General features: G+C 60.2%; 9 protein-coding genes. 4 read left to right on the top strand and 5 right to left on the bottom strand.

Annotated features, from left to right (window positions below; translation table 11 throughout):
• Positions 1-62: 62 nt before the first annotated feature.
• The 3 genes from NKJ84_RS15950 to NKJ84_RS15940 are packed head-to-tail and all read left to right on the top strand — an operon-like array spanning position 63 to position 3,587.
• Complete coding sequence (locus NKJ84_RS15950) at positions 63-1,067, top strand: SDR family NAD(P)-dependent oxidoreductase (protein WP_352480477.1); 1,005 nt, start codon at positions 63-65, stop codon at positions 1,065-1,067.
• On the top strand, positions 1,064-2,338 hold the full coding sequence (locus NKJ84_RS15945) for a hypothetical protein (RefSeq protein WP_352507235.1): 1,275 nt from the start codon (positions 1,064-1,066) through the stop codon (positions 2,336-2,338). Before NKJ84_RS15950 ends, NKJ84_RS15945 begins: the two co-directional genes overlap by 4 nt.
• A complete protein-coding gene (locus NKJ84_RS15940; protein ID WP_352507234.1) occupies positions 2,325-3,587 on the top strand; it encodes a polysaccharide biosynthesis/export family protein in 1,263 nt (420 codons plus the stop codon). The genes NKJ84_RS15945 and NKJ84_RS15940 overlap by 14 nt, the downstream gene beginning before the upstream one ends.
• 37 nt (positions 3,588-3,624) lie before the next feature.
• Here the strand turns inward: NKJ84_RS15940 and NKJ84_RS15935 are convergent, their stop codons facing one another.
• Together NKJ84_RS15935 and NKJ84_RS15930 are read right to left on the bottom strand one after the other, a co-directional pair.
• On the bottom strand, positions 3,625-4,923 hold the full coding sequence (locus NKJ84_RS15935) for an HlyD family type I secretion periplasmic adaptor subunit (RefSeq protein ID WP_352507233.1): 1,299 nt from the start codon (positions 4,921-4,923) through the stop codon (positions 3,625-3,627).
• A gap of 242 nt (positions 4,924-5,165) precedes the next feature.
• Positions 5,166-6,917, bottom strand: coding sequence for a type I secretion system permease/ATPase (locus tag NKJ84_RS15930; protein ID WP_352507232.1), 1,752 nt, complete (start codon positions 6,915-6,917; stop codon positions 5,166-5,168).
• A 406-nt stretch (positions 6,918-7,323) separates the two neighbouring features.
• Here NKJ84_RS15930 and NKJ84_RS15925 point away from each other — a divergent pair, with 406 nt between their 5' ends.
• Entirely contained in the window at positions 7,324-8,016 is a 693-nt protein-coding gene (locus NKJ84_RS15925; RefSeq protein ID WP_352480482.1) for a N5-glutamine methyltransferase family protein, read from the top strand.
• Positions 8,017-8,101: 85 nt separating this feature from the next.
• On the opposite strand, the gene NKJ84_RS15920 is transcribed toward NKJ84_RS15925, so the two are convergent.
• The 3 genes from NKJ84_RS15920 to asnB are packed head-to-tail and all read right to left on the bottom strand — an operon-like array spanning position 8,102 to position 11,999.
• A complete protein-coding gene (locus NKJ84_RS15920) occupies positions 8,102-8,368 on the bottom strand; it encodes an acyl carrier protein (RefSeq protein ID WP_254819389.1) in 267 nt (88 codons plus the stop codon).
• A gap of 56 nt (positions 8,369-8,424) precedes the next feature.
• The gene (locus tag NKJ84_RS15915) at positions 8,425-9,981 is read right to left on the bottom strand and encodes a class I adenylate-forming enzyme family protein (protein WP_352507231.1); all 1,557 of its coding nucleotides are present in this window, start codon (positions 9,979-9,981) and stop codon (positions 8,425-8,427) included.
• Positions 9,978-11,999, bottom strand: a complete 2,022-nt coding sequence (gene asnB / locus NKJ84_RS15910) for an asparagine synthase (glutamine-hydrolyzing) (protein ID WP_352507230.1) — start codon at positions 11,997-11,999, stop codon at positions 9,978-9,980. The genes NKJ84_RS15915 and asnB overlap by 4 nt, the downstream gene beginning before the upstream one ends.
• Positions 12,000-12,001: the final 2 nt, after the last annotated feature.

Raw genomic sequence — 12,001 nt, 5'->3', positions numbered from 1 at the left:
CATCGGCGCTCTCGTGGATTTGCAAAGTCAGTGCCTCACGTCATAGGGGGAACGCTTGGGTCATGGCATACAAGGGCAGGAAAGTTCTGGTTACGGGTGCCGATGGGTTCATCGGTTCGCATCTCACCGAGGCGCTCGTCCGCAGCGGTGCCGACGTCACCGCGGTGGCTCTCTACAATTCCTTCGACAGCCACGGCTGGCTGGACGATTTACCGGACACTATACGAAGCCAGTTGAACCTCATCCGCGGCGATGTTCGCGACAGCGCGTTCGTTAATCGGATCGTGCGCGGCCAGGCGGTCGTGTTTCATCTCGCCGCACTGATCGCTATCCCGTATTCGTATGCCGCCGCCCAGTCCTATGTGGAAACCAACATCCTGGGCACGGTCAACGTCCTCGAAGCGGCGCGCCAATGGGAGACAGAGCGTGTGGTGCACACCTCGACAAGCGAGGTTTATGGCACCGCGCTGACAATGCCTATCAGCGAGTCCCACCCATTGCAGGGACAGTCACCGTATTCGGCATCCAAGATCGGTGCGGACATGATGGCGGAGTCCTACGCCAGATCGTTCGACATTCCCGTGGTTATCATGCGGCCCTTCAATACGTACGGCCCACGCCAAAGTGAGCGGGCCATCGTACCGACCATCATACGTCAGGCTCTCGATAAAAAATGCCCTGCGATCATGGTGGGAGACACAAGCCCGATCCGCGACCTTACTTTCGTGGAAGACACCGCGGCGGCGTTTTTGACCGCAGGTTCGGCCGAGCTCGAATTTGGCCATGCCTACAACGCCGGAAGCCAGCGCGCTGTGACGATCTCGGACATATTGGATCTGGTGATCGAGTTGAGTGGCTGCAAGAAACCAATTCACCGCGACGAGCGCCGGCTGCGGCCGCAGAATTCCGAGGTGCGTGCCTTGCTGGCCGATTCTTCGCTCCTCGAAAGCAAGACTGGATGGCGCGCCCAGACCAGCCTGCGCGAAGGCTTGGAGCGGACCATCGGATGGTGGCAAGGGCGCCTCAGCGAAGGCCGGGTGCGACACGAAATGGGCTACATGACATGACCTTTCGCCCGCGTGGGTTGGCTCCGCTGTTGATTGCGGCTGCCTTGTCGTTGGATTTGTCCACGGCCAGCGGCCGGCAAGACAGCGCGCCGACACAGTTTGTCGCGCCAGTGATGATGGATCTGCCCGATTATCTCCAACCCGCGACGGATCCAGCCTTCGGGACAGTTTTCATGCGCATCACCAAGCCTGGCGCTCTTGGCAATGGCGTCGTATGCGAGAAGAAATTTTGCAGCCACCGTTATTCCAGCTCCCAGGCATGGAATTCAGACCAGAGCCTCCTCGTCATCACCAACGGCTGCAATGGCATGTGCTTTTTCGACGGGCACACCTATGTCCCGCTTTTCCGTCGCGCTCGATCGGCTGAATGCGAATGGCATCCGCAAAATCCCGATCTGATGATTTGCGTTCAGGACCGGAAAATTTCGACCTGGGCGCCACGGACCAATCGCGAAGACGTGCTGTTCGTGTCGCCGAATTACCATGATCTTCAGTTCGGTCCGTCCAAAGGCAATCCTAGCCGCGACGGCGACCGCATAGCAGTGCGCGCGATCCGTGGGGATGGTGCGATGGTTGCCTTTGCCTATGATCTCAAGCAGCGCCGGAAATTTCCTGACATCGATCTTGCCCAGCTTGCCGGAACGGTCAGCGCCTGCTCGATCTCCCCGCTGGGAGCGAACATCCTGTGCTTTCAGAACGTGAACGAAGACACAGAACAGCGAGCTATTTTCTCCGTCGACGGGACGTTGCGGCAGAGGTGGACGGACCATCATCGGCCCGGCCATGGCGATATGACGGTCGATGATGACGGTAGCGAAGTTTTCGTGGGCATCAGCAAATCCGACCCTGACAAATATCACGTCATCAAAAGGAGACTGATTGACGGGAAGGTCACCTCGCTTATGAAATTTGGCGAAGCGGAGCATGCGTCCGCGCGGGCACTGGACAGGAGCGGCTGGGTGTTCGTGAGCTATGGCGGCAATCCCGATGAGATATCTGCCAATCGCGACTGGGCGCCATATGCGCGAGAGGTGATCGCGCTGCGCCTCGACGGCAGCGGTGAGGTTCGACGAGTCACGCAAACCCACAACGTCCCGTCCGACTATTGGAGCGAAACCCATGCCTCGCCGTCCCCCGACGGCTCACAGGTGATCTGGTCGAGCAACTGGGGCGTGCCTGGCGGGCCAGTCTACGAATTCATCACCCGTCTCGATTGGCCGGAAGAGTCGCGGTCGAACCAGAAGGAGATTGCCGCCAATGGTCCTCGTTAATCGAATCCTTCTTGTCGTGCTCGGCATGCTAGCCGCGATGGAAACGGCCGCTGCGGCGGAAGCACGGGTTGCTTATCGACTTTCCGCCGGCGATACCGTCGAGATAGGAATTGCCTCCATCTCCGAGCGAACGCAACGTGCGGTGGTCCAGATGGACGGCACGATCGCGCTTCCCGAAGTCGGGATGGTTTCGGTTGGCGGCCTGACTCCGGCCGAACTGCAGACACGCATGCAGACGATCTTGCCAACCAAGATATTCCACCAGCGGCTGCCTGACGGGCGGGAGCAAATGATCGTCATCAAGCCGACAGACGTGACCGCCGTGGTTGCAGAGTACAGGCCGATCTATGTGACTGGCGACGTGCTCACTCCCGGACAGCAGGCCTATCGCCCGCTGATGACCGTGCGGCAGGCGATTGCGGTGTCAGGTGGCTTCAGCCTTTTGCGGTCCCGGGCAAACCAGGTTGGCCCCGATCCGGTGGATCTGCGGCGCGATTATGAGTCGCTTTGGGGGGAATACACGAGAGACTATTTTCACAGCGCCCGTCTGCGCGCCGAACTTCAGGGTAAGTCGACTTTCGACATGCAGCCACCACAAGGGTCGCCGTTGTCGGCAGGTTTTGCGTCGGCGATCGCGCAGGCCGAAGCAGAAGGGCTGAAGCTCTCGTTGGACAATTTCCAGAAAGAGCAGAGCTTTCTCGACAAAAGTGGCAAGGATGCTGCAGCGCAAACCGAGACCTTGCTCGAGCGCGAGCGGGCCGAAGCGGATGGGGTGAAGGCGGACGAAGACGAACTGGCGCGCGTAAGGAAAGCGTTTGAGTCGGGAAATCTAACCAATACCCGGCTCGCCGACGTCCGGCGCGCTTTGGTGCTCTCTTCCAGCCGGGCACTCGAAACCTCGGTTGAACTTATGAGAGCACGACGTCAGCAGGACGATTTTGCCAGACAGCGCGAACGCAATGACAACCAAAGAAGGATCGGTCTGTTGACCGAGCTGAAGGATACCAACGTGCGCCTTGCCGACGTCAGCGCAAGACTTCGCGCCGCCAGCCAGAAGTTGCAGCCCACGGGAGCGGCCGCCCTGCCGTTGCCGGTTGCCGGCGAAAGGATCCAGGCCGAGGTAACGATCATTCGCAAGCTCGGCGAAGAATGGCGGAAACAGCTTGTCCAAGAAGACACCGAGGTCATGCCGGGAGACACGATCGAGGTCAGGTTCAGCAGCGCTCTCGAAAACGCGGCGACCCGATGAATCGGCCGGGCTGCCGGTTGAGAGTGTGGCAGCCTCCTTACTGCCTGAAGGCCCTGGAGAACTGGTCGGTAAGAGGCTTCATCAAGTAGGACCAGACACTGCGCTCGTCGGTTCTTATGTGGACTTCGGCGGGCATGCCGGGTTTGAGTATTTTCTCTCCAGTCAGGCAGGTCGCTTCATTCTCGACGTCGATGCGAGCCGAAAAATAGGAAAGCTGGCGTTGCTGATCCTTGATCAGATCCGCTGAGACGCGCTTGACCGAGCCTTCGCAAGCAGGTGTGGTGCCGGCGTCGAACGCCGGAAAGCGGATCGATACCTGCTGTCCGGGATGAATCTCATCGATACGCGACGGAGGAATGGAAGCGTCGACGACAAGGTTGTCGGAATCGGGCACAATCATCATGAGCACCTCTCCGGCGCCAATTACGCCTCCGACGGTGTGGACCGAGGATTCTTGTACCGTGCCCGACTGCGGGGCACGAATGTCTGTCCTGCCGAGTTCGTCTTCGGCCACCACCTTGCGCTCACTGAGTTCGGTCTGCTTGGCTTCCGTTTCGCGAAGTTCGTTGGTCACGTCGCTCCGCATTTGTTCGTCGAGCTGAAGCACCTGCAGGTCCGTTTCACTGATGTGAGCCTGTACCTCCGCTATCGCCGCGACAAGGCGTCCCGATTCGCCGCGAGTCCGGGTCTTCTCCAGGCTGACATTGCTCAACCTCTCCTTGGACACCAACTTCTTTGCATAGAGAGATTCGACATCTGCAAGGTTCTTGGTCAGCAGATCCAGAGACTCGTCCGTCGCAGACTGCTGCGATTTGAGGCCATCGATCTGACGTTCCAGCTGCTTCGAGCGGCTTTGCAATTGGGCTTTCTGGCCAGCCAGCGCCGCAGCACGGCTTTCAAACAAGGCACGCTCGCCACTGACAAGTGCCGCCACTTGCGGATCACCCATTTGAGCGCGAAGGTCGGGCGGGATCTGCATTTCCGGCAGACCCTGGCGCTCGGCCTCCAGTCGGGCCAGACGAATGGTGGCGCGATTGAGGTCCTCGGTGATTATCTGCAGGTTTGCTCGGGTCAAGGTGTTGTCCAGCCTGACCAACACGTCGCCGGCCTTCACATGATCGCCGTCCTGCGCGAAGATTCCGCCGATGGTGCCGCCGGTTTGATGCTGCACTTTTTTTATGTTGCTTTCGACCACCACAGTCGCAGGCGCAATCACCGCGCCGGCAATCTTGGTCAATCCCAACCAGAGCCCTCCGCCAAAGACCAACAGCAAGCTGGTTGCCAGGCCCAGGAGCAGATTGGCCCGGATGCCATCCGGATCTGGCTTCGTCTCCAACGAACGGCTCTCACCGCCGGCGGCGACGTATGACGACACGGTAACAGTGGAGCGATACCTCGCATATGCTCGGCCGCACCTTTGCGCGGCGGAACGACAATTTGTTGCCAGGCTCCGGACCAGATTACCCCAGGGTAGATTGGCTCGAATGCCATCCGACTCCGGCTTCGCCCCGGTCGGCTGGCCTTCGCCGCCAACCGCAGCATATGACGACATGGTCACGTTAGACACTAAGCAATACCTCACGCATGCCCGCTTGCACCGTGCTGCAGCGGAACGACAATGTTTGGCTTGTCCGGACGCGGGAAGGGCCGGACCACATTTGCCAGAACGTCTTCGCGCGAGCCGAACGAATGGAGCATCCCGTTCGACAGGACGAGTACCTGATCGATGTTGACGAGAGCGGAGGGGCGATGCGCAACGACGATCACGATACCGCCGCGCTGACGCACAGCCAGGATTGCGCCGGCCAAAGCAGCATCGCCGTCTGCGTCCAGATTGGAATTTGGTTCGTCAAGAACGACGAGGAAGGGATCGCCGTAAAGTGCCCTGGCAAGCCCGACGAGCTGCCTCTGCCCAGCCGAAAGGGCCGCGCCGCCTTCTCCGATGCGTGTTTGAAAACCCTGCGGAAGACGCATGATCATCTTGTCCACGCCCGCAGCCTTGGCAGCTGCCAGCACGCCTTTTGCGTCGCTTTTGCCACCGAACCTCGAAATGTTATCGGCGATCGTCCCGTCGAACAGCTCAACGTCCTGTGGCAGGTAGCCAATATGAATGCCGAGCAGTTCTGAGTTCCACTGATCGAGCGAGGCGCCGTCCAATCTTACCGTGCCACGAAGCGGCTTCCACGCCCCGACCAAAGCGCGCACGAGCGTGGTCTTGCCGGAGCCGCTCGGGCCGACGACCGCCAACCCTGCGCCTCTTGCCAAGCGGAAGCTTACATTGAAGATGGTTGGCTTCTGCAGGCTTGGTGGCGCGACAGTCAAATCTTCGACCGCAAGCTCCGCCTTTGGGCGCGGCAGTTCCATTGTCTCTTGCTGGCTAACAAAGGCATCCAGCGCTGCCGCCAGCTCGGAATAGCTCTTGCGGGTTGCCAGAAACCCTCTCCAGTTTGCGATGGCCACATCGACCGGCGCTAGTGAGCGGCCCAGCAAAATGGACGATGCAATGATCACGCCGGGCGAGGCCTCGCCCCCGATCACAAGGTAGGCACCAAGCCCCAGCACACATGATTGCAAGGCCATTCGCAGCGTCTTCGACAGTGAGCTCGCTGCGCCGACGACGTCCGAAAGCCGTTCCTGGTTCTTCAGATAAAGATGACTGACCTCGTTCCAGCGCCGGCTAAGCGGAGCAGACAGGCCCATCGCCTGAACGACCTCTGCATTGCGGCGGCCGGAATCGGCCAGCAGCCGCTGCGCGACGAGTGTTTCAGATGCACGAGCCGCAGGTTTGCGGCCGATGATCTCGGCAACCACCGTCAAAAAAACAACGGCGCATGCACCGAGCGTTGCCAGCACGCCAAGGGCGGGGTGCAGCAGATAGATGACCACCATATAAAATGGTATCCAGGGAGCATCGAATAAGACCGTCGGCCCCAGCCCGGAAAGAAAGCCACGTAGCTGGTCCAGATCACGAAGCGGGTGTATCCGGTTCGCATCCGGCCCGGCGACCAGGGGCAGGGAAAGCGAGGCTGCAAACGCCTTTTGCTGCAGATTTTTATGCAGGCGGCTGCCGATGCGGACCAACAGGCGAAGCCTCACGAAATCGAGGAGCCCATAGGCCGCGTAAAGTCCCAGCATCCCGACGGTAAATCCGATAAGAGTCGGCACGCTCTGCGAAGGCAGCACGCGGTCGTAGACCTGGAGCATGTAGACGGAGCCGGTCAAGGCGAGGATATTTATCAATGCGGAGAAAACGCCTACGCCGACGAGGCCGTGCACACAGCCAAACATTGCGGAGCGTAGATCGAGCGAGCGCTCTTTGGTCGACTTCATGATGCGCGCTCGTTGACGCGAAATTGCCGCGCAATCTCGTCGATTCTTTCGATGAGGGACAAACTTTAACCTTCCGGGAAGCAGCAGCTCCGCCCCGCTGCTGGAACATTACGAATTGCTTACATATGTGCCTTCTTTGATTAAAATGTAGCAAAATCGTGACGCCAGGCTGAGAATTCGGCAACTGGCTCGCCAGCCTGGGGATAACCGGCTCGAGTAAGGAGATATTCCTAATCATGACACGGCGCAGAAGCTTATGGTCATCTTTGTAGCATCAGGGCTTCAAAGCGTCTGAGGCGGGATTGGGTTTTGATTTTGTCGATCGAGAGTTAAGCGGTTTTAAGATACACTTTATCGGTGCGCCATTGTCGGCCACCAACGCCGGATAAAACGGGAGGTGAGTGTCGTGAGCGAAGAGATCAATGTCGCCGATGCCTATGGCAGGGGCCGCAGCACCTTCATGGGACTGCAGCTGCTCGTCTCGCCCGGTGCGCTTGTTCCTCGACCGGAAACGGAACTGCTCGGCAACGCCGCTCTCGATGTTCTGAGCCAACTGAACTTGCCGGTACCTCGCGTTGTCGACATGTGCTGTGGGGCGGGCAATCTGGCATGCGCCATCGCGCACCACGCCCCCACCGCGCGCGTGTGGGCAAGCGATCTTACCGACGGATGCGTGCAGGTCGCGCGCCGCAACGTCATCCATCTTGATATGGAGGAGCGGGTAACAGTGCTTCAGGGCGACTTGTTCAGCGCCTTCTCCGGCCTGGAGCTTGACGGGACGATCGATGTGGTCGTTTGCAACCCGCCCTACATTTCGGAAAAACGGCTCGAGGGCGACCGTTCGCATCTGGTCGAACTCGAGCCGCGTGAAGCATTCGCAGCCGGCCCCTACGGCCTGAGCATCCACATGCGGGTGCTGAAGGAGGCGCCGCGTTATTTGCGGCGCGGAGGCATCCTGCTTTTCGAGGTCGGCCTTGGCCAGGACCGGCAGGTCATGAGTTTGCTCGAGCGTTCCAAGGTCTATGAGAGTATCCGGGCAGTCACCAATCCAGCCGGCGAGGGCCGGGTGGTTGTGGCACATACAAAGGCGCAGGCATAAGCGCCACAGTCGCGGCAGGCTTCAGACGCACTGTCGCGGCTTAAAACAGCCGGGGATTTGAAACAGAGCTGCGGGCTTTCGGCAATCAGTTTCTCTTGCGCATGACGTATCGCGCAATTCCCTGGATGGAATCGAGGTTCTCGGGCAGCAGCTCGCTGTCTTCGACCGTGATGCCGAAGGTCTCCTCGATGAAGCCGATAACCTCGAGCACCCCCGTCGAGTCCACGATGCCCTGGTCGAGAAGCGAGGTGTCGCTCTCCAGACTGTCCGGATCGGCTATATAGAAATTCGAGGCCAGGAAAGCGCGAATTTGTTCACTGAAGGTATCGGTTCTATCCTTGGTAGATAACATTGATTTCGCCTCCGGTACAAAAGATGAATGCTGATCAACTTCGCTTTGGTGCCGACTCATGACAGGGCCGTTTTTTTGAGTTTGCCCGTGTCGGTCATCGGCAGACTGGGTACGATGACGATGGACTTCGGAACCATGAAGTTTTCCAGCCGTCTCTGGCACTCTTTCTGCAACTGCTTTTCGCCGAGCATGCTTCCCTGCTCCATCACGACAAACGCCTTCACTGCTTGCCCGAGCATCTCGTCCGGAACGCCGATGACCGCGGCTTCCCGTACGCCGGCAATGTTCATCAACGCGTTTTCCACCTCCTTCGGCGCTATCTTCTCTCCGCGCGATTTTATGATCTCGTCGCCGCGACCGACAAAGTAGAGATAGCCCTCGGCGTCCATCCGGCAGTAGTCGCCGGTGTACAGGACCTGCTCACCCGGCAGCGGTCCGGGTTTGAGCTTTCTGGCTGTCGCCTCCGGCTTGCCCCAATAGCCCTTCATCACCGTCGCTCCGCGGATGACGAGCTGACCAACGACGCCGGGTCCGACCCGCCTGTCATGCTCGTCGACAATCCACATTTCCGTGTTGGGGATGGCGATGCCGACGCTCAACGGCTTTCGCTCCAGATCGTCCGGCGGCAGGTAGGTGCAGCGCTTGCATTCGGTAAGGCCGTACATCGAATAGATACGGGCGCCAGAAAACAGCTCCTGCAGCAGGAGAATGTGCTTGAGCGGCAGGGCGGCCGCAGTGTTGGTGACATAGCGAATGCTCGAAAAATCCTGATCCCTCAGAGACTTGAGCTCCCCGAGTGCGGCAAAGATGGTCGGTACGCCGGGAAAGCCCGTCACCCTTTCTTGCTTGATCAGCCCAAGGATCTGCGCCGGGAAGGCGAACGAGCGCTCAAGCACCAGCCGGGCGCCCGCGCCGAACGCCATGATCATCTGGTAAAGACCGTAGTCGAAGGCGAGCGGCAGGACATTGAGGATCACCTCGTCTTCGGCAAGCGCCAGGTACGAGGAAATCGAGGCGCATGCGGCGATCATGTTTCGATGCGTCAGCATCACGCCCTTGGGCTCGCCCGTCGAGCCGGACGTATAAATGATCGCAGCGAGATCGATGTCGATGCAGCGGCGCGCGGGCGGCGTGCTGCGGGCTGCCGCGACCGCAGTATCCCAGCGCACAGCATGCGGAAGTTCTTGCAGGTCGTTGCGTTCGATCGGCCCGGAGACGATCATGCGGCGCAACGATGGGCAATTCCGCGCCGGATCCCTGAAAATCGAGTGCAGGTGTTTGTCGGTGATCAGTGCCGTCGGGCGGCAATCGTTGAGCAAATAATCGAGCTTGTCGCTTTTGGTGAGCGGATTGACGATGCACACCACGGCGTTGGCCTTGAGCACCGCCCAGAAAGCGACGACGGCCTCGACAGTGTTGTCGGCGAAGATCACCACTCGATCGCCACGCGCAATTCCAGCCTCGGTCAAATGGTGCGCTATGGCGTTCGAGCGCATGTCGAGATCGCCATAGGTGACACGTTGATTGCCGCACACCAGGGCCACCTTGGCGCCGAGCCGGCTGGCAGAGTTGGTGAGATAGTCGTGCAGGAGGGGTACGGCGCCATGCATCATGCGAGCACCTCTTCACGATGCTCGCGGTCGATATCGATGCTGAGCTTGAGCGTGCGAGCCCCACTTGGACGGCTCGCGATAAATTGCCGATGGAGAAGCTGCGTCGACAGCACTCCGACCAGCGCCATATTGTCGGAGTTGGACAGGTCGCCGCCGCCGGCGCTGGCTTGGCACTTGCTCAGGAGCCGGGTAACCGATTTGGGATCGAAGACGTTCGCTTCGCGCAGCGCCGCCTCCGAAAGTGCTTCGCGAATGTAGACCGGAGCGCCATCTGCGACGAAGCAAAGCGCGTTGGGGGCCCGGTAAGGCTGTTTCTTGCGGGTGACGATTTCCGACGGCACGATCGGTTGCGCTACACGTTTCAGCACATGCTTTTCGTCGAGCACGCGCAGCTTGTAGGCGGCCGGAAGCGAATTCGCGAGCCTCACGAGTTCATGGTCGAGGAACGGGAAGCGCCCCTCGACGGAATGAGCCATGAGCATCCTGTCCCCTTGTGAGGACAGCAGGTAGCCCGACATCAGCGTCTGGATCTCGATATACTGGTCCTGCGCAAGAGAGCCCCATCGCGAAAACTCCGACGGCAGGCGGGCAAGCAGCTCGGACACGGCGTTATGGCGCTCCGTTTGGGCGCGCATGTCTGGCGAAAACAGCCGCTTGATGGCGCTTGTGGTACGCCAGCGCGTGCCATGCGCAAAACCAGGCGCACCACAGGCGTGGATGTCGCGCCCGAAGAACTGGCGTGCCATAGCTTGCTGCTGTACCGGCGAGCGGCTGAGATAGGGATAGAGGCGCTCCAGCAAACGGGAGCGTCGCTTCGAGGCGGGCTGGCGTCCCCAGAAGCGGCGGACCTTGCCTTCGCGGAACAAATCGTAGCCGGCGAACATTTCGTCGGCCCCTTCGCCGGTCAGCACGACCTTGATGCCATGCTGGCGCACCAGTCTCGAGAGCAGGAACAGCGGCGCCGGCGCGGTTCTTAGGATTGGCCGCTCGGCATGGTAGATAACCTCAGGGAAGATGCCAGCGATATCGCTGCGCGAAACAACCACCTCATGATGGTCGCTGCCGGCCACGCCGGCAACCAGGCGCTGGAAATGCGTCTCATCATATTCGGCGTCGGCAAAACGCAGCGAGAAAGTCTGGAAGCGCTCGCCCGCGAAGCGTCTCCCCAGCGTGGCGACCAGTGAGCTGTCGAGCCCGCCGGACAAATAGCAGCCAACCGGCACGTCGGCGCGTACTATCCTGAGCGCCGTCGCGGTCTCCAAGGCGCTGCGCACTTCCTCCACCGCGTCATCAAGCGAGCCGCTGAATTCATCATCGCCAGGCCCGTCAACCTCTGGATAGGCAGGCTTCCAAAAAGCCCGCTCGCGAACGACGCCGCGGTCATAAATGCGGACATGCCCAGGCGTGAGTTCGCTTACTCCTCCAAACACGCCTTGTGGCGGCGCGACAGTCCAAAGAGTAAAAGTCTGATCGATGCCGGCTGGATCGAACGCGCGGGGTATGTCCGCATCGGCCGCGAAAATGGCCTTCACCTCGCTGGCGAAGTAAAGCCGTCCGCCATGCTCGCAAAAGTGCAGCGGGCAGATGCCGAACCGATCCCGCGACAAGACGAGACGACCAGCCACGGAGTCCCAGATGGCGACTGCCCACTGCCCATTCATTCGCTCGAAGGCGGCCTCGCCCCAGGCATGATAGGCATGGACGATGACCTCGGTGTCGCTGCGTGTGCGGAAGCGATAACCGAGCGCGGCCAGGTCTTGTCGCAGCTCGACGTAATTGAAGATTTCGCCGTTGAAGACGATCCACATTGTGTCGTCCGCGCCGGCGAGTGGCTGCTGGCCGCTTGCGAGATCGATGACGGACAGGCGGGCATGCGCCAATCCTGCACGTCTGTCCCGGTAAAGGCCGCGCTCGTCCGGGCCGCGATGCGCCAGCGCGCCCGCCATACGTATCAGCGCATCCCGGGAAGGGGACGCCGCTGCGGCGCTCAGCGACACAATTCCGGCGATGCCGCACATCG

It is taken from the genome of Mesorhizobium sp. M0048, assembly GCF_040323405.1.
Lineage (GTDB): Bacteria > Pseudomonadota > Alphaproteobacteria > Rhizobiales > Rhizobiaceae > Mesorhizobium.
This window is presented reverse-complemented; position numbering and strand designations above follow the sequence as displayed.